Origin of the sequence: Pseudomonas sp. KCJK8993, assembly GCF_046230915.1 — a bacterium.
Classification (GTDB): domain Bacteria; phylum Pseudomonadota; class Gammaproteobacteria; order Pseudomonadales; family Pseudomonadaceae; genus Aquipseudomonas; species Aquipseudomonas piscis.
The window spans coordinates 1-22,824 of record NZ_JBJJLO010000066.1; the positions used below are offsets into that span (position 1 = coordinate 1).

At 63.4% G+C, this 22,824-nt stretch carries 19 protein-coding genes; 10 read left to right on the forward strand and 9 right to left on the reverse strand.

From position 1 onward, the window contains the following. On the reverse strand, window positions 1-485 hold a 485-nt coding region (locus ACK6AU_RS19785), incomplete at its 3' end, for an acyl-CoA thioesterase (RefSeq protein ID WP_031320745.1). Between the two features lie 352 nt (window positions 486-837). Here ACK6AU_RS19785 and ACK6AU_RS19790 point away from each other — a divergent pair. Further along, complete coding sequence (locus ACK6AU_RS19790; RefSeq protein ID WP_185696800.1) at window positions 838-2,601, forward strand: cation:proton antiporter; 1,764 nt, start codon at window positions 838-840, stop codon at window positions 2,599-2,601. 72 nt (window positions 2,602-2,673) lie between these two features. Here the strand turns inward: ACK6AU_RS19790 and ACK6AU_RS19795 are convergent, their stop codons facing one another. The 4 genes from ACK6AU_RS19795 to uvrD all read right to left on the reverse strand — a co-directional run bounded on the left by ACK6AU_RS19795 (window position 2,674) and on the right by uvrD (window position 6,987). Next, window positions 2,674-3,081 (reverse strand): SMI1/KNR4 family protein, encoded by a 408-nt coding sequence (locus ACK6AU_RS19795; RefSeq protein ID WP_185696801.1) that lies wholly within the window; start codon window positions 3,079-3,081, stop codon window positions 2,674-2,676. Between the two features lie 136 nt (window positions 3,082-3,217). After that, window positions 3,218-4,093, reverse strand: coding sequence for a Tim44 domain-containing protein (locus ACK6AU_RS19800; RefSeq protein WP_185696802.1), 876 nt, complete (start codon window positions 4,091-4,093; stop codon window positions 3,218-3,220). Window positions 4,094-4,272: 179 nt separating this feature from the next. After that, entirely contained in the window at window positions 4,273-4,713 is a 441-nt protein-coding gene (locus ACK6AU_RS19805; protein WP_185696803.1) for an EamA family transporter, read from the reverse strand. Window positions 4,714-4,803: 90 nt separating this feature from the next. Then, window positions 4,804-6,987 (reverse strand): DNA helicase II, encoded by a 2,184-nt coding sequence (gene uvrD / locus ACK6AU_RS19810; RefSeq protein WP_185696804.1) that lies wholly within the window; start codon window positions 6,985-6,987, stop codon window positions 4,804-4,806. A gap of 245 nt (window positions 6,988-7,232) precedes the next feature. Here uvrD and ACK6AU_RS19815 point away from each other — a divergent pair, with 245 nt between their 5' ends. Together ACK6AU_RS19815 and hexR are read left to right on the forward strand one after the other, a co-directional pair. Continuing rightward, window positions 7,233-10,097, forward strand: coding sequence for an EAL domain-containing protein (locus ACK6AU_RS19815; RefSeq protein ID WP_409300861.1), 2,865 nt, complete (start codon window positions 7,233-7,235; stop codon window positions 10,095-10,097). A 167-nt stretch (window positions 10,098-10,264) separates the two neighbouring features. Beyond that, window positions 10,265-11,131 carry a transcriptional regulator HexR gene (hexR, locus tag ACK6AU_RS19820; protein WP_022641942.1) on the forward strand — a complete coding sequence of 289 codons (867 nt, stop codon included), beginning with the start codon at window positions 10,265-10,267 and terminating at the stop codon, window positions 11,129-11,131. 16 nt (window positions 11,132-11,147) lie between these two features. On the opposite strand, the gene ACK6AU_RS19825 is transcribed toward hexR, so the two are convergent. Beyond that, entirely contained in the window at window positions 11,148-11,600 is a 453-nt protein-coding gene (locus ACK6AU_RS19825; RefSeq protein ID WP_409300864.1) for a hypothetical protein, read from the reverse strand. Between the two features lie 135 nt (window positions 11,601-11,735). On the opposite strand from ACK6AU_RS19825, the gene ACK6AU_RS19830 reads away from it, so the two are divergent. Beyond that, entirely contained in the window at window positions 11,736-13,472 is a 1,737-nt protein-coding gene (locus ACK6AU_RS19830; RefSeq protein WP_409300866.1) for a hypothetical protein, read from the forward strand. 122 nt (window positions 13,473-13,594) lie between these two features. Further along, on the forward strand, window positions 13,595-13,807 hold the full coding sequence (locus ACK6AU_RS19835; RefSeq protein WP_409300868.1) for a PA3496 family putative envelope integrity protein: 213 nt from the start codon (window positions 13,595-13,597) through the stop codon (window positions 13,805-13,807). Here ACK6AU_RS19835 and ACK6AU_RS19840 read toward each other — a convergent pair. Beyond that, window positions 13,749-14,711, reverse strand: coding sequence for a LysR family transcriptional regulator (locus tag ACK6AU_RS19840; RefSeq protein WP_185696808.1), 963 nt, complete (start codon window positions 14,709-14,711; stop codon window positions 13,749-13,751). The genes ACK6AU_RS19835 and ACK6AU_RS19840 overlap by 59 nt on opposite strands. Window positions 14,712-14,900: 189 nt before the next feature. On the opposite strand from ACK6AU_RS19840, the gene ACK6AU_RS19845 reads away from it, so the two are divergent. The 4 genes from ACK6AU_RS19845 (at window position 14,901) to ACK6AU_RS19860 (ending at window position 20,090) form a co-directional block, all read left to right on the forward strand. After that, a complete protein-coding gene (locus ACK6AU_RS19845; protein WP_185696809.1) occupies window positions 14,901-16,316 on the forward strand; it encodes an acetyl-CoA carboxylase biotin carboxylase subunit in 1,416 nt (471 codons plus the stop codon). Window positions 16,317-16,414: 98 nt separating this feature from the next. Then, window positions 16,415-18,223, forward strand: coding sequence for a sodium-extruding oxaloacetate decarboxylase subunit alpha (gene oadA, locus ACK6AU_RS19850; protein ID WP_022641939.1), 1,809 nt, complete (start codon window positions 16,415-16,417; stop codon window positions 18,221-18,223). 281 nt (window positions 18,224-18,504) lie between these two features. Continuing rightward, window positions 18,505-19,761, forward strand: a complete 1,257-nt coding sequence (locus ACK6AU_RS19855) for a HipA domain-containing protein (protein WP_409300871.1) — start codon at window positions 18,505-18,507, stop codon at window positions 19,759-19,761. Continuing rightward, window positions 19,758-20,090, forward strand: a complete 333-nt coding sequence (locus tag ACK6AU_RS19860; protein WP_185696812.1) for a helix-turn-helix transcriptional regulator — start codon at window positions 19,758-19,760, stop codon at window positions 20,088-20,090. The genes ACK6AU_RS19855 and ACK6AU_RS19860 overlap by 4 nt, the downstream gene beginning before the upstream one ends. Before the next feature lie 3 nt (window positions 20,091-20,093). Here ACK6AU_RS19860 and ACK6AU_RS19865 read toward each other — a convergent pair whose 3' ends face one another. Together ACK6AU_RS19865 and ACK6AU_RS19870 are read right to left on the reverse strand one after the other, a co-directional pair. Next, window positions 20,094-20,921, reverse strand: coding sequence for an amino acid ABC transporter permease (locus ACK6AU_RS19865; protein WP_185696813.1), 828 nt, complete (start codon window positions 20,919-20,921; stop codon window positions 20,094-20,096). Further along, on the reverse strand, window positions 20,918-21,739 hold the full coding sequence (locus ACK6AU_RS19870; protein ID WP_185696814.1) for an ABC transporter substrate-binding protein: 822 nt from the start codon (window positions 21,737-21,739) through the stop codon (window positions 20,918-20,920). Before ACK6AU_RS19870 ends, ACK6AU_RS19865 begins: the two co-directional genes overlap by 4 nt. Before the next feature lie 112 nt (window positions 21,740-21,851). Here ACK6AU_RS19870 and ACK6AU_RS19875 point away from each other — a divergent pair, with 112 nt between their 5' ends. Beyond that, window positions 21,852-22,751: a homocysteine S-methyltransferase family protein gene (locus tag ACK6AU_RS19875; RefSeq protein ID WP_185696815.1), complete on the forward strand. Its 900-nt coding sequence runs from the start codon at window positions 21,852-21,854 to the stop codon at window positions 22,749-22,751. Window positions 22,752-22,824: the final 73 nt, after the last annotated feature.

Here is a 22,824-nt window from a genome sequence, read left to right on the forward strand (position 1 = left end):
CATGGGCCGTCGGCCTTGATCTCCTGGTAGCGCTTTTCCAGTTCCTGGCGGATCTGCCGGCGCTGCTGGGCCTGGATGTAGCGGCGCTTGCCGTCGGCGGTCTGCGGTTGCAGCGGTGGAACCGGAGCCGGTTTGCGCTGATCGTCCATCGCCACCATGGTGAAGAAACAACTGTTGGTATGGCGCACCGAGCGCTCCTGGATATTCTCGGTCACCACCTTGATGCCCACCTCCATGGAGGTGTTGCCGGTGTAGTTGACCGAGGCCAGGAAAGTCACCAGCTCGCCGACATGCACCGGCTCGCGGAAGATCACCTGGTCCACCGAGAGGGTCACCACGTAGCGGCCGGCATAGCGGCTGGCGCAGGCGTAGGCGACTTCGTCGAGGTACTTGAGCAGGGTGCCGCCGTGGACATTGCCAGAGAAGTTGGCCATGTCGGGGGTCATCAATACTGTCATCGACAGTTGGGCGTTTCCGGGTTCCATAGCACGCTCACGGGTTCAGGGCAGGGGTTGCTGGAGCACCTCTCTCGGGCGCTTGCTCCAAAGGGATTTCAAGCCATCGATAACGGGACGCCGGTCTGTGCTGCGCCGTCACGCTCCGGTGGATCTGTTTCCATATATTGCATCGCCTTCTGGCTGGAAGTTGCAGTGTTACCCTGCAAAACACCCGTTCCAGGGGTTTTTCATCGCTCTTGCAGAGCATTTTCTTTCGACCGTTCGGACCTTTCTTTTTCAGGGATCACTGACAAGGCAGCGACTGACGCCAGCGCAGGCGGCTTTTCAAACGCTCTCCCCGAGGATGGCCCCCGTCCAACATTCAAGGAGAACCTAGGTCATGCATGCCATCAGTTTCATTCAGGACCTGGCCGTGATCATGCTGGTCGCGGGTGTGGTGACCGTTCTCTTCCATCGATTCAAGCAGCCGGTGGTACTGGGCTATATCGCCGCGGGCTTCATCATCGGGCCCCATACCCCGCCTTTCGGGCTGATCCACGACGAGCAGACCATCAAGACCCTGGCCGAGCTCGGGGTGATCTTCCTGATGTTCTGCCTGGGGCTGGAATTCAGCCTGCGCAAGCTGTTCAAGGTGGGCGCCACGGCGTTCATCGCGGCGTTCCTGGAAATCGTCCTGATGATCTGGATCGGCTACGAGATCGGCCGCTGGTTCGACTGGAGCACCATGGATTCGCTGTTCCTCGGGGCGATCCTGGCCATCTCTTCCACCACCATCATCGTCAAGGCGCTCAACGACCTGAAGATGAAGAACGAACGCTTCGCCCAGCTGATCTTCGGCGTGCTGATCGTCGAGGACATCCTGGGTATCGGCATCATCGCCCTGCTGTCGAGCATCGCGGTCAGCGGCACGGTGAGTTCCGGCGAGGTGTTCTCCACGGTGGGCAAGCTCTCGCTGTTCATGGTGGTGGCGCTGGTGATCGGCATCCTGCTGGTGCCGCGCCTGCTGGCCTACGTGGCCAAGTTCGACAGCAACGAGATGCTGCTGATCACCGTGCTGGGCCTGTGCTTCGGATTCTGCCTGCTGGTGGTACGCCTGGAATACAGCATGGTGCTGGGGGCGTTCCTGATCGGCGCGATCATGGCCGAGTCCCGTCAGTTGCTGAAGATAGAACGCTTGATCGAACCGGTTCGCGACCTGTTCAGCGCGATTTTCTTCGTAGCCATCGGCCTGATGATCGATCCGCAGATTCTCCTCCAGTACGCCTGGCCAATCGCGGTGATCACCGTGGCGGTGGTATTGGGCAAGATGCTGTCCTGCGGCATGGGCGCCTTCATCGCGGGTAACGATGGCCGTACGTCGTTGCGAGTAGGGATGGGGCTGTCACAGATTGGCGAGTTTTCATTCATCATCGCCGCCCTTGGCATGACCTTGCAGGTCACCAGCGACTTCCTCTATCCCGTGGCGGTGGCGGTTTCGGCCATTACCACCCTGCTCACCCCCTACCTGATCAAGGCCGCCGACCCGCTGTCGTTGAAGCTATCGGCGGTGCTGCCCAAGCGACTGAGCCGGGTGCTGGGAATGTACGGCGAGTGGTTGCGCAGTATTCAGCCCCAGGGCGAGGGCGCGCTGTTGGCGTCGATGATCCGCAAGATCCTGCTGCAGGTAGGGGTCAACCTGGCGCTGGTGGTGGCAATCTTCTTTTCGGGCAGTTACTTCTCCAGGCGCATCGGCACTTACCTGCAGGACTGGATCAGTGATCCGGGCTGGCAGAAGGCGCTGATCTGGGGGGGCGCGCTGCTGCTGTCGCTGCCGTTCCTGATCGCCGCCTATCGCAAGCTCAAGGCGCTATCGATGCTGCTGGCGGAGATGGGGGTGAAGGCGGAAATGGCCGGGCGGCATACCCAGCGGGTGCGGCGGGTGATCGCCGAGGTGATCCCGGTCTTGTCGTTGCTGGTGATCTTCCTGCTGTTGTCGGCGTTGTCGGCGAGCATCCTGCCGACCCTGGAGCTGCTGGTCCTGGTGGCGATCGTGGCGGCGGCGGTGGCGGCGCTGCTGTGGCGCTGGTTCATCCGCGTGCATACACGGATGCAGGTGGCGTTGATCGAGACCTTCGACCAGAGCAAGGATGGTGGCGGGCATTGACCCTGCCTCTCGCCAGCAGGGCGCTGGCGAGGGACCCCGCACCGCGACCGGGCTGGTCACGGCGTCATGGTTTCAGCTTTCCAGCCAGACGTCCCGCGCCCAGTGCCACACCGATTCCCAGGAATCCTCGGTGATCAGCTCTTCCTCGCCGGACCAGAGCACCACGGTGCCGTCTTCTTCCACGCAATAGTAATCGTCGCCGTCCTGGCAGATCGGGATCAGGTCCCGAGGCACGCCCATGTCCCAGGCGTTCGCCGCCACGTCGGGCAGGTAAGTGTGCGATTGCGGATCGGTGACGGTGACCGGCTCCAGGCTGCCGTAGACCACATCGCTGACCGTCAACAGGAACTCTTTGAAGACGAACGGGATATTGATGAACAGCTGTTCCTCGATTTCCACCAGCAGGTCTTCGTCCGGCAGCTCCAGGGGCACGGGCACCGGTTCGTTGGCTTCTCGGAGTTGTTCGATGACTTCTTCCACGGCCTGGGTCCTCTTAGCTCTATGGCGCGGTTGGTTGACGGCGGTTTATACAGTAGCTCGCGATAAGTGCAATCGGGAAATGCAAAACCCCGACCTGAGTCGGGGTTTTGCATTACAGCTATGACAGCAGGATGAATCAGCCGTTCTGGCGGATACCTGCCACCAGCCAAGGCTGGTTGTCGCCCTGGGCGCGTTCCATGTTCCAGCTTTCGCTGAACGCTTCGCCCTGGTCGAAGCGCGAAGTCTTCGAGACACCGCTGAAGGTCAGGGTGGCGATGGTCTTGTCGGCACGGTCGTCCACGCCTTCGAGCTGCACTTGCAGGTTGTCGATGTAGGTCGACTGGAAGCCGTCGCCCAGGTCGGCGCGCTCCTGCTTGAGGAATTGCAGCATCTGCGGGGTCACGAACTCGGCGATCTTGTCCATTTCATTGGCGTCCCAGTGTTGCTGCAGGGACTGGAAGTGGTTGCGCGCGGCTTCGACGAAGCGTTCTTCGTTGAACCAGGCTGGAGCGTTGATCACCGGACGGGCAGCCGGAGCCGCCGAACCGCCGAAGATCGAACCGCCGGCAGGCGCCTGGGGCTGGAAGGCTTCGCGCTGCATCGGCGCATGGCCAGCCGGGGCGAATTGCTCCTGCTGCTTGCGACGACGAGCGGCGATGAAGCGGAAGATCACGAACGCGATGACCGCCATGATCAGGATGTCGAAGATCTGCATGCCCTGGAAGCCGCCGCCCATGAACATGGAGGCCAGCAGGCCGCCGGCGGCGATTCCGGCCAGAGGGCCGAGCCAGCGCGAAGCACCACCAGCCTTGGCTGCGGCGCCCGCGGCACCGGCTGCGCCAGCGGTGGCTGCAGCGGCAGGGGCGCCCGGTGCGCTGGGAGCCGCCTGGCGAGCCTGGTGGGTCGGGGCAGCGCCGGCGCTTTTGCCGCCGCCGAAGCGCTTGGCGTTGGCGTCGAGGCTCATCGTCAGGCCGATGCACAACGCCATGGCGATGCTAAGAAAACGTTTCATAAAGGGGATTCCCATTTGTGGATGTCACGCGCGCCATATTGCACAGGTGACGTGTCAGTGGCGAGCGGCATAATGTTTCGGGCTTTTGCCTGGCCAACCCGCTCCGGTCTGGCCTGGAATCATGCTCGCCGATATGGATTTGTCCGTCCGAGGGCGGTCCGGTTCCATCCCGCGGTCGTTCAGCGACGCACCGCCAGCAGCACCACGCCGGCGGTGATCAGGCCGATGGCGCTCCACTGCCGCAGATCGAGCTTCTCTCCCAGCAGGGCCACGCCGATGATCGCGACGATCACCACGCTGAGCTTGTCCACCGGCGCCACCAGCGAGGCGGGGCCCAGTTTCAGGGCGCGGTAATAGCACAGCCAGGAAGCTCCGGTGGCCAGCCCGGACAGCAGCAGGAACAGGTAGCTCTTGGCAGAAATCGATTCCAGGGACTGATATTGGCCCGTTGCGTACAAAATCAAGGCCAGGCTCACCAGCACCACCCCGGTGCGCAACAGGGTGGCGAAGTCGGAATTGACGTTCTCGATGCCGATTTTGCCGAAGATCGCCGTCAATGCAGCGAAAACGGCCGACAGCAGGGCCCAGAAGGTCCACGATGAAAAAAAGCCTGAACCCATGCTCGTGCTTCCTTTATTGCGGTATGGGCCCGGCGTGTCGATGAAGGGGCAGGGTGCGCCTTCACCGGCATGCTGGCTCTTGCCGGGAGATTAAATGGCTTCCAGCTTGGCGTAGCCCAGCATCAGCCACTTGCTGCCTTCGCTGAAGTTCACCTGGACCCGTGCCTGGGCCCCGGAGCCTTCGAAGTTGAGGATCACCCCGTCGCCGAACACCGCGTGGCGTACCGCCTGGCCCAGGCTCAGGCCGGTTTCCGGGATCGCGCTGCCGCTGAACAGGCTGCTGGTGCTCTGGGACTGGCCGCCGCCGAAAGGCCGGCTGACGCTGTTGGACAGGCGCACTTCCTGGATCAGGCCCTTGGGCACTTCGCGTACGAAACGCGAGACCTTGTTGTAGGTCTCGCTGCCGTACAAGCGCCGGGTCTCGGCATAGGTCATGACCAGGTTCTGCATGGCCCGGGTGATGCCGACGTAGGCCAGGCGGCGTTCTTCCTCGAGGCGGCCGGGCTCTTCCAGGCTCATCTTGTGGGGGAACAGGCCTTCTTCCATGCCCACCAGGAACACATAGGGAAATTCCAGGCCCTTGGCGCTGTGCAGGGTCATCAGCTGGATGCTGTCTTCGTGCTCGTCCGCCTGGGCGTCGCCGGCCTCCAGGGAGGCATGGCCGAGGAAGGCCGCCAGGGGCGTCAGATCCTCGTCTTCCTCGGTGTTCTCGAAGTTGCGCGCGGCGCTGACCAGCTCCTCGAGGTTTTCTACCCGGGCCTGGCCTTTCTCGCCCTTTTCCGCCTCGTGGTAGGCGATCAGCCCCGACTGCTCGATCACCGTCTGGGTCATCAGGTGCAGGGGCATGTCCAGGGTCTTGGCCGCCAGGTTCTCGATCAACTCCATGAAGGCGCCCAGGGCGCCGGCCGCACGCCCGGTCAGGCCCTTGTTGGCCACCAGCTGGCGCATGGCTTCCCACATCGATACATGGCTGTGGCGGGCGTGTTCGCGGATCGCCTCGACGGTCTTCTCGCCGATGCCCCGGGCCGGTACGTTGATCACCCGCTCCAGGGCCGCGTCGTTGCCCCGGCCTTCCAGCAAGCGCAGGTAGGCCATGGCGTTCTTGATCTCGGCGCGCTCGAAGAAGCGCTGGCCGCCGTAGATGCGGTACGGGATGCGTTCGCGCAGCAGGGCTTCCTCCAGCACTCGGGACTGGGCGTTGGAGCGGTAGAGAATGGCGATATCGCTGCGGGCCAGGCCGGTCTTGAGCGCGCTCTCGATGGTTTCCACCACGTAGCGGGCTTCATCGTGCTCGTTGAAGGCGGCGTACAGGTTGATGGCCTCGCCATCGCCGCCGTCGGTCCACAATTCCTTGCCCAGGCGCCCGGTGTTGTTGGCGATCAGGGCGTTGGCGGCCTTGAGGATGCCGGCGGTGGAACGATAGTTCTGCTCCAGGCGGATCACCTCGGTATCCGGGAAGTCGTCGGAATACTGGTGGATGTTCTCGATCTTCGCGCCACGCCAGCCGTAGATCGACTGGTCGTCGTCGCCCACCACCATCAGGCTCTCGCCGCCCTGGGCCAGCAGGCGCAACCAGGCGTACTGCACGGCGTTGGTGTCCTGGAATTCGTCCACCAGCACATGGCGGAAGCGCTTCTGATAGTGCGCCAGCAGGCCCGGGTAGTCGCGCCACAGGTCCAGGGCGCGCAGCAGCAGTTCGGAGAAGTCGATGACCCCTGCGCGCTGGCAGGCGGCCTCGTAGGCTTCGTAGATGTTGCGCATGGTGGCCAGGAACAGGTCGCCGCTGGCCTGGATATGCTGCGGACGCAGGCCTTCGTCCTTCTGGCCATTGATGAACCACTGGGCCTGGCGGGCCGGCCAGCGCTGTTCATCCAGGCCCAGGTCGCGGATCACCCGCTTGACCAGGCGTTGCTGGTCGTCGCTGTCGAGGATCTGGAAGGTCTGGCTCAGCCCGGCTTCCTGCCAGTGGGCACGCAGCAGGCGGTGGGCCAGGCCGTGGAAGGTACCGACCCACATGCCCGCCGGGTTGATGCCCAGCAATTGCTCGATACGGTGGCGCATCTCGGCCGCCGCCTTGTTGGTGAAGGTCACCGACAGGATCGAGTGGGGCGAGGCGTTCTCGACCTGGATCAGCCAGGCGATACGGTGCACCAGCACACGGGTTTTGCCGGAACCAGCGCCGGCCAGGACCAACTGACGACCCAGGGAGGCCGCTACGGCCTGGCGTTGGGCATCGTTGAGGGAATTCAACAAGAGGGAGAGATCATCGCGCATCGGCGCATTCTAGGGGCGCGCGCCACCCCGGGCAAACCCGGCTTCGCATTAGCCGATAAAACAACCGTGGGGACGACCGGCCAGTCACGGACCACGGCCTTCGGCGCTTCTTGGTGCGAGCCTTCGCGGGGCATTTACGGCACCGTCGGTTTTATCGATTTTATGACTTGGGGCAGTTTGGCTCGCGGCTTTGCTTGTGTATGCTCCGGCGACGTTTCAGGCTCACCATTATAAGAACACTGCCTATGACACCTATTCCCGACCTGTCGGGGCCTTTCATGGAGCCCCGGGTCATCCGCCAGCACTATGCCGTGGAGATGGCAGTGGAGCGCACGCGCTTGCTGTACCAGGGCTCGTTGCTGCCAACCCTGTTCATGCTGCTCAACGGCCTGGTCTGCACCTGGTTGCTGTGGAGTCCCGCACGCTACCTGGTACTCAGTGTCTGGATGGTCTGGCTGCTGGCCCTGGTGGCCCTGCGGGTGATCCAGGTGGCGGCCTTCGACTCGGCGATACCCAGCCGCCAGGCGCAACCGGTGTGGCAACGCATGTTCCTGCTGGGCTCCACGGTCAGCGGCCTGACCCTGGCCTGTGCCGGGATCGCCCTGGTGCCCACCGACAGCTTCTTGCAGCAGGCCTGGGTCTTCGGCCTGATCGGCGCCGCGATCCTTTGCGCCAGCGTGGCCTATGCGGTCAGCCTGCAGGCCTTCCTGTCGTTCACCCTGCCATGCCTGTTGCCGGCCATCGCCTACCTGTTCTGGGGCGGTGACGAGCAGCAGCGCGGCTGGGGCTGGCTGGGCCTGATCCTGCTGGCGTCCTTGAGCGTGGTGGCCTGGCAGGTCAACCGGGTGATCCACCGGGGTCTGTTGCGGCGCTTTCAGAACCAGGCGCTGATCGAGCACCTGCAGGATGCGCAGAGCCGCAGCGGCCAGCTCAATCGCGAGCTGGCCCGGGAGGTCGAGCAGCGCCGCAACGTGGAGGAGCGGTTGCGCCAGGCCCAGGCCGCGTTGGAGCAGCGGGTGGCCCAGCGCAGTCTGGAGCTGGATGCCGCCAACCAGGCACTGGGCAAAAGCGAGGCGCGCCTGGCCCTGGCCCTGCAGGCCAGCGAGCTGGGGCTGTGGGACTGGAACCTGCAAACCGACGAGGTCCACCACACGCATCTCAAGGAACTGTTCGGCCTGGAGCCGGAAGGGGTCACGGCGATGCTCAGCCACCTCAAGCCGCGCCTGCATCCCGAGGACTTGCCGGTGCTCAAGCGAGCCCTGGTGGAGCATTTGAAGGGACGCAGCGAGGATTACCAAGTGGAATACCGGGTGCGCCATGGCGCCGGCCACTGGGTCTGGGTCGAAGACCGTGGCCGCGCGGTGGAGCGCAGTCCCGAGAGCCGGGTCTTGCGCATGGTGGGCACCCGCCGCGACATCAGCGCCGACAAGGAACTGGAGGCCCAGCGCAACCTGGCGGCCACGGTGTTCGAGGCCGCCAGCGAGGGTATCGTCATCCTCGATCCCGACTATGTGCTGATCGCCGCCAACCAGGCCTTCAGCCAGGTCACGGGTTTCCAGATCGAGGACATGCTTGGGCGCAATGTGGTGGAACTGGCTTGCAGCCGCGATGCCCGGCGCCATTATTCGCTGATCCACCAGGCCCTGGAGCAGCACGGCAGCTGGCAGGGCGAGTTGGTGGAGACGCGCAAGAACGGCGAGCTGTACCCGCAATGGCTGCAACTGAACGTGGTGCGCGACAAGCGGGGAGGGGTCCGGCATATCGTGGGCTTCTTCGCCGATCTCTCGGCCCGCCGGGAGTCCGAGGAGCGCATGCGCTACCTTACCCACTATGACGAGCTCACCGGCCTGGCCAACCGCTCGCTGTTTCGCGAACGCCTGCGCGAGGCCCACCAGCGGGTGCGCCAGGGCGGACGCAGCCTGGCGCTGCTGCATATCGACCTGGATCGCTTCAAGCTGCTCAACGATAGCCTGGGCCATGAAGTGGCCGACCAGCTGCTGCAGAAAATGGCCCGGCGGCTGGTCAACGCCCTGCCGGAGGCCGACACCATCGCCCGTTTATCCGGGGACGAATTCGCCGTGCTGTTCGATGCCTATGGCAGCCTGTCGAGCCTGACCCGGGTCGCGACGCGGCTGCTGAGCAAGTTGCGCCTGCCGATCACCATCGAAGGCCATGAGTTGGTGGTCAGCGCCTCCATGGGCATCAGCATGCTGCCGGACAGCGCCAGGGAGGTCGCCGCGCTGGTGAGCCAGGCGAACATGGCCATGGCCCATGCCAAGCACCTGGGCGGCAACAATTTCCAGTTCTATACCGAGAGCCTGCAAGCCAGCACCCTGGAGCGCCTGCAACTGGAAAACCAACTGCGCAAGGCCATCGAGGACGACCAGTTGATGGTCTTCTACCAACCCAAGCTGTGCCTGGCCACAGGTCGGCTCAACGCCGCCGAGGCCCTGGTGCGTTGGGAGCATCCGGTGCTGGGGCGGGTGCCGCCGGGGGACTTCATCGGCCTGGCCGAGGAGACTGGGCTGATCGGCCCGATCGGCGAGTTCGTGCTGCGCCAGGCTTGTCGCCAGGCTTGCCAATGGCGGCAGCAGGGCCTGGAGCCGATCCGGATCTCGGTGAACCTTTCGGTGTACCAGCTGCGCCAGGGCAAGCTGGTGAGCCTGGTGCGCCAGGTACTGGAGGAAACCGGGCTGGAGCCGCACCTCCTCGAGCTGGAGCTGACCGAAAGCCAACTGCTGGACAGTGTCGAGCACATCATCGCGACGTTCCAGCAACTGCGCGACCTGGGGGTCAAGCTGGCCATCGACGACTTCGGCACCGGGTATTCGTCCCTGAGCTACCTCAAGCGCATCCCGGTGGATTACGTGAAGATCGACCGGGCGTTCATCCGCGGCCTGGCCGAAGGCGGCGAGGATGCGGCCATCACCCGGGCGATCATCGCCATGGCCCACGGGCTGTCCCTGAAGGTGGTGGCCGAGGGCGTCGAGGACCAGGCCCAGTTGGCCTTCCTGCGGGCCGAACGATGCGACGAAGTGCAGGGTTACCTGATCAGCCGTCCGGTGGACGCCCAGGGCCTTGCACTGCTGTTGCAGGCCCAGTCCTGCTAGCGGCCTGGGCCACGCGAAAAAACGGCTACATAGGACGTACCCAGCTGAATATGGGGGTAGGCGGGTAATTTCCTGATGCATTGAGCAGGCAAAAAGGCGTTTCCTGTAGTATAACTACAAGCTCGCTACATCCTCCGGCACCTGCCGATAACCGTGAGTCCCCGCCCTTGAACCTGTTGCAGCACATCGCCCAGTCTCGTCATCTGTTACGCAAATCGGAGCTCAAGGTCGCCGATCATGTGCTCCTCGATCCTGCGGCCGTGATGCACAGCTCCATGGCGGACCTGGCGCATAGCGTGGGCATCAGCGAGCCGACCATCGTGCGTTTCTGCCGGGCCATCGGTTGCTCGGGATTCCAGGACCTGAAGCTCAAGCTGGCGCAGAGCCTCGCGGCCGGGGCCAGCTTCGGCCAGTTCGCGATCCATGAGGATGACTCGGTCGCCGACTACAGCCTGAAGATCTTCGATACCACCCTGCATACCCTGATGGAGGTTCGCGAGAAGCTCGATCCGGTGGAGCTGCAGCGGGCCGTGAGCCTGATGTCCCAGGCCCAGCGGGTGGAGTTCTACGGTTTCGGCGCTTCCGGCGCGGTGGCGGCGGATGCCCAGCACAAGTTCTTCCGCCTGCTGCTGACCGCGGCAGCCTATTCCGACCCGCACATGCAGGCGATGTCGGCGGTGACCCTCAAGCCCACCGACGTGGCGATCTGCATTTCCCAGTCCGGGCGTTCCAAGGACCTGCTGATCACCGCCAACCTGGTGCGCGAGAGCGGGGCCAACCTGATCACCCTGTGCCCGAGCCAGACGCCGCTGGCCGAGCTGTCGACGGTCAACCTGGCCATCGATGTGCACGAGGACACCGAGATCTACACCCCGCTGACCTCGCGCATCGCCCACCTGGTGGTGATCGACGTCCTGGCCATGGGCGTCGCCATGGCCCGCGGGCCGAGCCTGGTCAACCACCTCAAGAGCGTGAAGCGCAGCTTGCGCAGCCTGCGCCTGTCACCCAAGGCGGTCAAAGCCCTGGACGACTGAGCCGGCAGCATCGCGGCTAGGGCAACGAGGCGTCGTCCTGGTCATCGAGGTCGTCCGGCTTCACTTCCGCCAGGGTGCCTGCCGCGTCTTCGCTGAGGCCGCGCGCCTGGCGCACGGCGGCGATGTCCGGTTTGAAATCCAGCAGCCTCTGCGCGGCCAACAATTGCTCGTTGGCCTCCTCCAGCCGTACCAGCTCTTCGCCATAACCTTCGTAGTCAGTGTCGTCGTCCGTCAGGTCGTCGATGCGCCGCTGCTTGGCGCTCAGGTTGGCGTGGATCCTTTCCAGCAGATCCTGGTGCTCGGCAATCTCGTCGATGATTTCATCGACTTCCTCGGGGTCGGCCGCAGCGTCGGGCGCCGGCTCCTGGTTCCGAGCGGCAGCGAGGGCCGCCTCTTTGTCCAGGTTGAAGATCGTGGATTGCCCGGCAGGTGCTGCGCCGGGGGCTTTTTCGTGTTCGGGGGTGGTCATGGCGATGCTCTCCAAAAGGAAACAGGGATGGGTTTGTCCAGCTCGGTGCTGCGAGGGCGATAATAGAGAGCGGCTATTTTCCGGTTGACCGGAAATCCGGGGAGGCGATGTCCATTTTTCAGGGAGCGGCAGTCGATGGTCAGGATTCCAGCGTATTTTGAAGTCTTCGAGGTGTTGTGCTGGGGAGCAGGACTGGTTACTTGCACTGCCGATGGTTTTTCCGGGCTCAGGTCCTATGAGGCCAAGCAGAAGCTGTACTACCGGGAATCGAATGGCGTTAAGCAGGGATTGCTAGCGGATTTGCTCAGGTATCTGGTGCAGGATGACCAGGCGCTGGCCGCCAGGCTCCAGCACTATCTGAATCAATACGAACATATCTTCTCGATACTGAAATCACGTCCGATCATCACTTACCAGGACTACCCAACGGGAATAGCCCGGTTCCTGGATATGTGGGTGCTACCGCAGCTGGCGGTACTCTTGCATCGGTTGGGTGACAAGCTCTCTCCTCGAACGACGCTCTATCATTTCCACACACTGCTGGTCAGCCACGGGGCTGGCGACCTGCAGGCTTCCTCCCTGAAGGCCTACGTAAAAAGCCTGGTTCCAGCCACGGTGGAAGCTGCGGATTTTTTCTATGCCCTGGATAAGACCAGCGATAAATCCCATAAGAAACTCTCCACGATCAACGCCGAGATCGAGAGCCTCGGGGCGGAGATTTCATCCAGCAAGCTAACCGCGGCGCAGCAGCAGGAACTGCTGGACACCATTGGCGGCGCGTACCGGGCGGCGACGGCCCTCAACCGTTTTTCCAAGATGTACAGCGCTGCCCAGGTCGATTCGAAGAGCACGTTGGTCGAACGTTTTCGTCATCACTACGAGGGTGTCTGCGGGCGTCGAAAGCCGGATCGCCTACTGGTTGCGCATATCGGACTGTTCAAGGGGTTCATTGCTTCCCGCTTGCTGGATGCCGATGGAAATCCTTACTTTGAGCACATATTCGATAACTTTTTACAGCAGATCGCCGCCTGCTCGATCGAGGAATTCGAACCTCTCTACCAGCTTATCCTGGCCACTGAGGAAGTCCCCCGGGACCCCGTGGTGATCGAGCAGGCGTTCGCCAGGCTGCAACGGCATCCGGACTACCCGCTGTTCGCGGCCTTTGGGTTGCAGGCACGGGCCGCCCTGGCCCTGGAGGAAGGCGAGACTGTGCGAGCCCTGGAGCTTTATCGGAGCGTCTTGCCGTACGCGGAAAAACAGCAGTTGGGGCATCTGGGGTTCTTCGCCGCGTCCTATGTCATCGCCCTGGAAGTGATGCAGGAAACGCCCATGGCACACGGATACCAGAATCCGCTGATCAGCCATAGGATCGAATCGGAGCCCCAGCTCGCTGAACTGCACGCGCCCTGGCCCACGGTTTTCACCCCATTCAATGAGCAGCCTGAGTGGCCCGCCCCGGTGCGAGCGGTGTTTTCCTCGATCAGGGAGTTCAACCGAGACATGTTGGAACTGGCGCGAATTTCCCGGGAGATTTACTGCAACCCGTTGAAAAAGCTCGACGGCTTCATGGGAGCGTTCTTCCAGTTGCTTGGGGAGAATGGCGATGAGGCCCTGTTCGGCAAGCTGATCTGCAAGGCGATCAAGAGCAAGGACCGGGAGCGCTCGGTATTGAGCATGCACACCGCCACACCCTATGAAGTCCTGCGCGATGAACGTCTGTACGCGCTAACGCTGTTCGGTGGCCGCAAGCTGTACTTCCAGCTGAACCCCCACTTGCATGCGTACTACCGGTTATCGGACGCCCGCAAGAAACTCATCCTGCAAGCCTTGAGCCCGGATCGTTACCGGCACGATTCGCAGCGGACCCATTGAGTGCGGCCGGGCAGCCGCTCGTCGGACGCTGCAAGCTTCATCGTTCTGTTACTCCAGTGACGTACAACTGTCATCGGCTTGGCGCATCGTGACGCTTCCGTACTCGCATTGGGAGACTCGAAATGGCCCGGCCTTACGAAGAGAGCAACAGCGCAGTCAAGACCCGTCGTCAGCAGGAAGACCAGCGCCGCATGGAATTTCGCCGTGCGATCGAGCACCGCTTCGAACTGCGGCGCCTGCAACAGGAGATCAACGACTACCCCGAGCAGGATGCCGTCAATTACTGGCAGGCCGCTCCGGTAGCTTCCCGTCAAACCGCTCAACCAGCCCGCTGATCTGCACTCGTTCGCTGCGGATGAATCCCAGGAACGCATGCGCTACCGGTGACAGGCGCTTGGCCTTGGCCTGTACCAGGCACCAGCTGCGCAGCAATGGCAGCTCTTCGACCGGCAATTCGATCAAGCCGCCGGTCGCCAACTCAAGGTTCAGGGCGTGGCGCGTCAGCAACGCCACGCCCAGGCCTGCCCGCACGCACTCGCGTTGCGCTTCCGCCGAGGACACCTCGAGGATCTGGGTGAAGTGCACGCGCTTCTCCTTGAAGTATTCCTCGCAGGCCAGGCGGGTGCCCGAGCCCTGCTCGCGCAGTACCAGGGTGTAGGGTTCCAGGTCTTGCAGGCGCAGGGCTCCCATGTGGCTCAGGGGGTGGTCCGGGGGCGCCACGGCGACGATGGGGTTGTTCAGGAATGGCAGGAATTCCAGCTCCATGTCCTGGGGCACCATGGACATGATCACCAGGTCGTCGCGGTTGTCGGAAAGGCGGCGGATCACCTGGGCGCGGTTGACCACGGTCAGTTGCAGGTGGACTTCCGGGTGCTGGCGCTTGAAGGCGGCGAACAGGTGCGGCACGAAGTACTTGGCGCTGGACTCCACCGCCAGCTTGAGCTGGCCTTGCAGCGAGCCCTGCATGTCGGAGAGCTGCATGTCGAGGTTCTCCAGGCGCCCGAAGATGTCCCGGCTGGCCCGTTGCAGGGCTTCGGCGGCTTCGGTCATGTAGAGCTTCTTGCCGACATAGTCGAACAGCGGCTGGCCGATCAGTTCCTCGAGCTGGCGGATCTGCAGGCTGACCGCAGGCTGGGTCAGGGACATCTCCTCGGCGGCCCGGCTGTAGGAGCGTAGATCGCAGACTTCGTTGAAGATTTGCAGCTGGCGCAATGTCAGGCGCATCAAGGATTTACGCATGCTTCAAGGGCTCGAGCCGGGGCTGGAGGCAAAACTATAAGTCTTTACTTATGGTTATCCCAATAATTATTGATTTTTGTTAATCCCTTCGCGGAGCTAGTGTGTCGCTGCGACTGGCTTGAAACATTTGGTCACGCGCCGACTCGGTCTAGCGGGTCGTTTGTTCCAACGGCTCAAGGGTACCTCCAAGTGATAAAAAAGATCCTGATTGCCAACCGTGGTGAGATTGCCGTGCGAATCGTGCGTGCCTGCGCCGAGATGGGCATCCGTTCGGTGGCGATCTTCTCCGACGCCGATCGCCATGCGCTGCATGTCAAGCGCGCGGATGAAGCCCACAGCATCGGTGCCGAGCCCCTGGCCGGCTACCTCAATCCGCGCAAGCTGGTGAACCTGGCGGTGGAAACCGGCTGCGATGCCTTGCATCCTGGCTACGGCTTCCTTTCGGAAAACGCCGAACTGGCGGACATCTGCGCCGAACGTGGAATCAAGTTCATAGGCCCGGCCGCAGATGTGATCCGGCGCATGGGTGACAAGACCGAAGCCCGTCGCAGCATGATCCAGGCCGGCGTACCGGTGACCCCGGGCACCGAGGGCAACGTCGCCGATATCCACGAAGCCCTGCGTGAAGGCGACCGCATCGGTTATCCGGTGATGCTCAAGGCCACCTCCGGTGGCGGCGGACGTGGTATCCGCCGCTGCAACAGCCGCGAGGAACTGGAACAGAACTTCCCCCGGGTGATCTCCGAGGCCACCAAGGCCTTTGGCTCGGCGGAAGTGTTCCTGGAGAAATGCATCGTCAATCCCAAGCACATCGAGGCGCAGATCCTTGGTGACAGTTTCGGCAATGTGGTCCACCTGTTCGAGCGCGACTGCTCGATCCAGCGCCGCAACCAGAAACTCATCGAGATCGCCCCGAGCCCGCAGCTGACCCCCGAGCAGCGCGCCTACATCGGCGACCTGGCGGTGCGCGCGGCCAAGGCGGTGAACTACGAGAACGCCGGCACCGTCGAGTTCCTGCTCGCCGATGGCGAGGTGTACTTCATGGAGATGAACACCCGGGTGCAGGTGGAACACACCATCACCGAGGAAATCACCGGCATCGACATCGTCCGCGAGCAGATCCGCATCGCCTCGGGCCTGCCGCTTTCGGTCAAGCAGGAAGACATCCACCACCGAGGCTACGCGTTGCAGTTCCGGATCAACGCCGAAGACCCGAAGAACAACTTCCTGCCCAGCTTCGGCAAGATCACCCGCTACTACGCCCCCGGTGGCCCGGGCGTGCGCACCGACACGGCGATCTACACCGGCTACACCATTCCGCCGTTCTACGACTCCATGTGCCTGAAGCTGGTGGTCTGGGCACTGACCTGGGAAGAAGCCATGGACCGCGGCCTGCGTGCCCTGGACGACATGCGCCTGCAGGGGGTCAAGACCACTGCGGCGTACTACCAGGAAATCCTGCGCAATCCGGAGTTCCGTAGCGGCCAGTTCAACACCAGCTTCGTCGAAAGCCACCCGGAACTGACCAACTACTCGATCAAGCGCAAACCCGAAGAGCTGGCCCTGGCCATCGCTGCCGCCATCGCCGCCCACGCAGGCCTATGAATGCAGCCGCAAGCTGCGAGCCACAAGCGACAGGACAAAGCAGACCGGCTTTGTCTTGGAGCTTGCAGCCTGAAGCTTGTTGCTAAGAGGAGATAAGAATGTCCAAGAAGATCTTTGTTACCGACACCATCCTGCGTGACGCCCACCAGTCCTTGCTGGCTACCCGCATGCGCACCGAAGACATGCTGCCGATCTGCGACAAGCTCGACAAAGTCGGCTATTGGTCGCTGGAAGTCTGGGGCGGCGCGACTTTCGACGCCTGCGTGCGCTTCCTCAAGGAAGACCCGTGGGAGCGCCTGCGCCAGCTGCGCGCAGCGTTGCCCAACACTCGCCTGCAAATGCTCCTGCGCGGCCAGAACCTGCTGGGCTACCGCCACTACAGCGACGACGTGGTCAAGGCCTTCGTGGCCAAGGCGGCGGTCAACGGCATCGACGTGTTCCGCATCTTCGACGCCATGAACGACGTGCGTAACCTGCGCGTGGCCATCGAAGCGGTGAAGGCCGCCGGCAAGCACGCCCAGGGCACCATCGCCTACACCACCAGCCCGGTGCACACCATCGAGGCCTTCGTGGCCCAGGCCAAGCAGATGGAAGCCATGGGTTGCGACTCGGTGGCGATCAAGGACATGGCTGGCCTGCTGACGCCGTTCGCCACTGGCGAACTGGTCAAGGCGCTGAAGGCCGAGCAGTCGCTGCCGGTGTTCATCCATTCCCACGACACCGCCGGCCTGGCCGCCATGTGCCAGCTCAAGGCGGTGGAAAACGGCGCCGACCATATCGACACCGCGATCTCCAGCTTCGCCTGGGGCACCAGCCACCCGGGCACCGAGTCCATGGTCGCGGCCCTCAAGGGCAGCGAGTTCGACACCGGCCTGGATCTGGAGTTGCTGCAGGAGATCGGCCTGTACTTCTACGCCGTGCGCAAGAAGTACCACCAGTTCGAAAGCGAGTTCACCGCGGTGGACACCCGGGTGCAGGTCAACCAGGTGCCGGGCGGGATGATTTCCAACCTGGCCAACCAGCTCAAGGAGCAGGGCGCCCTCAACCGCATGAACGAAGTGCTGGCGGAGATCCCGCGGGTCCGTCACGACCTGGGCTACCCGCCGCTGGTGACCCCGACGTCGCAGATCGTCGGCACCCAGGCGTTCTTCAACGTGCTGGCTGGCGAACGCTACAAGACCATCACCAACGAAGTGAAGCTGTACCTGCAAGGCGGCTACGGCAAGGCCCCGGGCGAGGTGGACGAGAAACTGCGGCGCCAGGCCATCGGCAGCGAAGAGGTGATCGACGTGCGCCCGGCCGACCTGCTGAAACCGGAAATGACCAAGCTGCGCGGCGAGATCGGCGCGTTGGCCAAGTCCGAGGAAGACGTGCTGACCTACGCCATGTTCCCGGACATCGGGCGCAAGTTCCTCGAAGAGCGCGAGGCCGGCACTCTGGTTCCCGAAGTGCTGCTGCCGATTCCTGAAGCGGGCGGCGTCAGCAAGCCGGGCGGCGAGGGCGTGCCGACCGAGTTCGTCATCGACGTCCACGGCGAGACCTACCGCGTCGACATCACCGGTGTCGGCGTCAAGGCCGAAGGCAAGCGCCACTTCTACCTGTCCATCGACGGCATGCCGGAAGAAGTGGTGTTCGAGCCGCTCAACGAGTTCGTCGGCGGCGGCAGCAGCAAGCGCAAGCAAGCCAGCGCGCCGGGCCATGTCAGCACCACCATGCCGGGCAATATCGTCGATGTACTGGTCAAGGAAGGCGACGTGGTCAAGGCCGGCCAGGCCGTGCTGATCACCGAAGCCATGAAGATGGAGACCGAAGTCCAGGCGGCCATCGCCGGCAAGGTCGTGGCGATTCACGTGGCCAAGGGCGACCGGGTCAACCCGGGCGAAATCCTGATCGAGATCGAGGGCTGAGTTCAGCTCCTCAGCGGCAACTGTTTACCTCGGGGGGGCTACGGCCCTCCTTTTTTTGCCTGTGCTCCGGGGCGATGAAGGCTCGAATGGCGGCGTTCCGAGCGGTTTTCGGGTGAAAAGCAAAATGCTTTTTACTGCATTTAAGCTGGTTAATATTGGTAATTCATGCATTAAAATGCATAAATCAAAATAGCTATTATCAATATGTGCATTAAAGTGCAGGTGTTTCGGTGCTGCGGCTGACCTTACAACTCCACCACGCAGGGGCATGGAACGACGCCATGACCCTGGCTTTCGAGCGGCCTGAAGCAGGTTTCGCCAGTCCCTGCCACTTCGGTTATGTGCAGCAGTACCTGGTGCACAACCTCGATGCCGTGGCCAGCCCGCTGGCGCGATCCGTCAGTGCACAGGTGCCGCTGGGCTGGGAACCATGGCGGGAAGAGCGGGCCCCGGCCTTTCTCTACGACCTGGCCCCCAGTGGTGCGGCAGCCCGTTTTGCCCTCGACCAGATCGGCCACGAGCGACCGGATGGCGTGGGTGCCGAGCTGTTCCTGCTGGCCCGTTGCAGCGCTGCGCCGCTTGGCAATCTGCGGATCAAGGAGTCGCTGGCGGCTCTGGGCCGGCGTCCGCTGCGGGGCTTCTCCCGCGATCAGGTGAGCCAGTTCGACAATCGCTTCCTCGAGTACGCCCACGAGCAGCGCGTGGCCCTGGGCGGTGCTGCGAACGATCTGCTGCTGACTCAGGGGCATGACGGCCTGTTCTACCCCGATGTGTTGCTGGACGATGGCGCGGCAGTTGCCCATTGGCGGGTGAAACTGCCGCGTAACCCGGCTACAGAGCACGACGGCGATATCCTCAGAAGCGAGTTCCACTATTACCGGGCCCTGCAGCAGCTCGGTATCGACACGGTGCCGGCCCAGGGCCTGGCCCTGGAAGAGGGCGATAAGCCGAGCCTGTGGATGCAGCGCTTCGATCGTCGGGTGACGACGGCAGGGGTCGAGCGGCTGGCACTGGAGTCGATCTATTCCTTGGCCGGGCTGGTGGGACATGGCCAGGGCATGCGCCATACCGAGGTGCTGGGCATCCTTGCCGATGTGTGGCGTGCCGCAGGCCAGGAAGCCGCGATCCCCGAACTGGTGGCGGACTATCTGCGGCGTGATCTGCTGAACAAGATCCTCGGCAACCCGGATAACCACGGGCGCAGCATCGCGGTGGTGCGCGGCGACAACGCTGTGCGCTTGGCGCCGATCTACGACCTGGCGCCTAGGGTCATGGACGCGCAAGGCATCACCCGCACTCTCAAATGGCCTGGGCGCATGGAAGTGGCGGGGGATGTGGACTGGCGCCTGGTCTGCGCCAGCCTGAAACCGCTGACCGATCCCGAGGCCGCCCTGAGCCGGCTGCGCGAGGATGCCGAGCGCCTGCGGGCCCTGCCGGACCTGCTGAGCGCTGGCGGCCTGCCCGCCGTGACCCTGAACCATCCGCGCATTCACCTGCGCCATCTGGACCAACGCCTGAAGGAGTGGGGCTTGCGATGAACATGAGCCTGGAACAACGGGGTGCGCTGATCGACGATATCCAGCAGGAGCTGGCCGCCGGTCGCCTGTCCCTGGGCGATGCGGTGCGGCGCCTGCGCACCGAAGTCACCGGCCTGCACCAGAGCCAGTTTGCCCGCATGTGCAAAATGTCCCTGCGGACCCTGGTGCATATCGAGCACGACGACGGCAATCCGACGCTCAAGTCGCTGAATGCGGTGTTCAAGCCCTTCGGCCTCCAGATGGGGGTGGCCAGGGTGCAGAAGGCCAGCCGCGCCCGTTCATGGCTCGACGAACTGGAGCGCGGCCCGGCAGCGCCGCCGCGCGACTGACCCTCAGCCGCGCCGGGCGTAGCCCTTGCCGTAGTGCTTTTCCAACTGCGCCTGGATCAGCTCCAGGCCGATCGACAGCAGCCAGTAGATCAGCGCCGCGGTACTGAGCATCTCGATGTAGCGGTAGCTGGAGCGGCCATAGGACTGAGCGAGAAACATCACCTCCCAGACCCCCATCACCGAGACCAGCGATGAGTCCTTGAGCATCGAGATGAACTGATTGGTGGCCGGTGGAACTATGCTGCGCATGGCCTGGGGCAGAGTCACCTGCCAGAAGATCACCCGTTCATTCATGCCCAGGGCCAATGCGGCCTGGCGCTGGCCCAGGGGCACGCCGAGGATGCCGGCGCGAAAGATCTCGCTGAGGTAGGCACCGTAGTTCAGCGACAGGGCGATGATGCCCGCGGTAATGGCGCCCGGCACCACCCCCAGCTGCGGCAGGCCGAGGTAGATCAACAGGATCTGGATCAGCAACGGCGTGCCGCGAAAGAACGAGGCGTAGAAGCTGGCGATGCCGAAGCCCACAGCGCTCGCAGACAAACGCGCCAGAGCCGTGGCAAAACCCAGCAGCGACGAAGCGACTATCGAGCAGGCGCAGAGGAACAGGGTCAGCGCCGCGCCCTGGAGAAAGCCGCTGGGAGACAGGTGCAGACCGATCAGGTTGGGCAGCTTGTCGAGGATGATCGAAAACTTCAGTTCGAAGCCGAGAAAGAAGCTGGCGAACAACCCCAGCATTGCCGCCCAGGTCAGGTACAGGCGGGCGCGAAAGCCCAGTAGGCGCCTGAGCCGGGATTCGACCACGGGGGGCGGTGGGGGCGTATAGGCAGTCATTGGCTGATATCGGCACCGATCCATTTCTGCGAGAGCCGGCTCAGGGTGCCGTCCTGCTTGAGCTGGGCGAAGACCTCACGCACCTTGGCATGCCACTGTGCGTCGCCTTTCTCGATGGCCACCGCGTTGGGCTCGGCGTACAGCGGTTCGCCGGCCAGCTTGAAGCGTGGGTCCTGGTTCAGGCGCGGCTGGGCGGTGACCAAGTTGGTGAGAATCGCATCCAGGCGCACGCCGGGGCCCAGGCCAAGGTCCTGGAAAGCCACGTTGTCGGTGTCGTAGGGGGCGATCTGCACCTGCTCGAAGGGGTATTGCAGCTGGGTGTCCTCGGCGCCTTCGATCACCAGGTTCTTGTTCAGGTAGCCCTCGTAGCTGGAGGCGGCGGTCAGGCCGACCTTCTTGTGGCTAAGGTCCTTGGCGCCGTGGATGCTTTGGTCCTTGGCATTGACCACTATCACCGCCGGCGAGGCGTAGTACTGCACCGGGAAGTCGAAGACTTCGGCGCGGGCCTTGCTCGGGGTCATGGAACAGATGCAAATGTCATAACGCCCGCTCCAGTGGCCGGCGGCGATCACGTCCCAGGAGGGTGTCTCCAGGCGCAGCCTGACCCCGAGCTTGTCGGCCACGGCCTTGGCCACCTCGACGTCGAAGCCGTCCAGCTGGTTCTGCTCATTGAGGAAGGAGAAGGGCGGGTAGCTTTCCATCAACACCCCCACCAGCTCTTTCTTCTGCTCGATACGGTCCAACGTAGCGCCGGCGAAAGCCTGGCTGGAGGCAGCGAGAATCGTCAGGCCAAGGGCCAGTAGCGGTTTGAAGGTCATGGGCGATACCGAGCGGAAAAAAGGTTGTTATTAACTGAATGGTGCGTATTAAATAGTTATAAGAACGGCTCAGGTAGTGAGTTATTTTCATAAGAATATGAGTGAAAAGCATATGAGCACAGGCAGCAGGGTAATTCTGGATGGCGGCATGGGGCGTGAGTTGCAACGTCGGGGGGCGCCGTTTCGCCAGCCCGAATGGTCGGCGCTAGCGCTGAGCGAGGCGCCGCAGGCGGTGGAAGCGGTGCATGCGGCATACATCGAGAGCGGTGCCGATGTGATTACCAGCAACAGCTATGCGGTGGTGCCGTTCCACATCGGCGAGGAGCGCTTTGCCGCAGAGGGGCAGGCCCTGGCGGCATTGGCCGGTGAGCTGGCGCGGCGTGCGGTACAGGCTTCCGGCAAGCCGGTACGGGTCGCCGGTTCCTTGCCGCCGCTGTTCGGTTCCTATCGGCCGGACCTGTTCGAGGCCGGCCGTGCCGCCGAAGTGCTGGCGCCGCTGGTCAACGGCCTGGCCCCGCATGTCGACCTGTGGCTGGCGGAAACCCAGAGCTCCACGGCCGAGGCCCGGGCGATCCATGCCGGCCTGCCCAGGGACGGCAAGCCTTTCTGGCTGTCGTTCACCCTGCACGATGAGAACCCCGACGAGGTGCCACGCCTGCGCTCCGGCGAGCCGGTGGCGGAAGCGGCGGCGGTGGCCGCGGAACTGGGAGTACAGACCCTGTTGTTCAATTGCAGCCAGCCGGAAGTGGTAGGTGCGGCGATCGATGCGGCGCGGGCCACCTTCGAGCGACTGGGGGCACAGATCCATATCGGCGCCTATGCCAACGCTTTCCCGCCGCAGCCCAAGGAGGCCACGGCCAACGATGGCCTCTGCCCGCTGCGCGAAGACCTCGACCCACCGGGCTACCTGCAGTGGGCGATCGACTGGAAGCAACGCGGCGCCAGCCATCTGGGCGGCTGCTGCGGCATCGGGCCGGAACACATTGCCGTGCTGGCGCGGCAGCTGGCCTGAAAAAGCCTCGCGGGCAAGTCGGATCGCCGCCCGCTCGCGCCTGCAGGTTTGCGTCGAACCTTAATGTTGCGTA

Excerpts from the sequence above, each read along its gene's own strand:
- ACK6AU_RS19830 (WP_409300866.1), top strand. The coding sequence starts at position 11,736 with ATGGTCAGGATTCCAGCGTATTTTGAAGTCTTCGAGGTGTTGTGCTGG.
- ACK6AU_RS19860 (WP_185696812.1), top strand. The coding sequence starts at position 19,758 with ATGAACATGAGCCTGGAACAACGGGGTGCGCTGATCGACGATATCCAG.
- ACK6AU_RS19840 (WP_185696808.1), bottom strand. The coding sequence starts at position 14,711 with ATGCGTAAATCCTTGATGCGCCTGACATTGCGCCAGCTGCAAATCTTC.
- ACK6AU_RS19815 (WP_409300861.1), top strand. The coding sequence starts at position 7,233 with ATGACACCTATTCCCGACCTGTCGGGGCCTTTCATGGAGCCCCGGGTC.
- ACK6AU_RS19875 (WP_185696815.1), top strand. The coding sequence starts at position 21,852 with ATGAGCACAGGCAGCAGGGTAATTCTGGATGGCGGCATGGGGCGTGAG.
- oadA (WP_022641939.1), top strand. The coding sequence starts at position 16,415 with ATGTCCAAGAAGATCTTTGTTACCGACACCATCCTGCGTGACGCCCAC.
- ACK6AU_RS19835 (WP_409300868.1), top strand. The coding sequence starts at position 13,595 with ATGGCCCGGCCTTACGAAGAGAGCAACAGCGCAGTCAAGACCCGTCGT.
- ACK6AU_RS19800 (WP_185696802.1), bottom strand. The coding sequence starts at position 4,093 with ATGAAACGTTTTCTTAGCATCGCCATGGCGTTGTGCATCGGCCTGACG.
- ACK6AU_RS19825 (WP_409300864.1), bottom strand. The coding sequence starts at position 11,600 with ATGACCACCCCCGAACACGAAAAAGCCCCCGGCGCAGCACCTGCCGGG.
- uvrD (WP_185696804.1), bottom strand. The coding sequence starts at position 6,987 with ATGCGCGATGATCTCTCCCTCTTGTTGAATTCCCTCAACGATGCCCAA.
- ACK6AU_RS19855 (WP_409300871.1), top strand. The coding sequence starts at position 18,505 with ATGACCCTGGCTTTCGAGCGGCCTGAAGCAGGTTTCGCCAGTCCCTGC.
- ACK6AU_RS19805 (WP_185696803.1), bottom strand. The coding sequence starts at position 4,713 with ATGGGTTCAGGCTTTTTTTCATCGTGGACCTTCTGGGCCCTGCTGTCG.
- ACK6AU_RS19865 (WP_185696813.1), bottom strand. The coding sequence starts at position 20,921 with ATGACTGCCTATACGCCCCCACCGCCCCCCGTGGTCGAATCCCGGCTC.
- ACK6AU_RS19870 (WP_185696814.1), bottom strand. The coding sequence starts at position 21,739 with ATGACCTTCAAACCGCTACTGGCCCTTGGCCTGACGATTCTCGCTGCC.
- ACK6AU_RS19790 (WP_185696800.1), top strand. The coding sequence starts at position 838 with ATGCATGCCATCAGTTTCATTCAGGACCTGGCCGTGATCATGCTGGTC.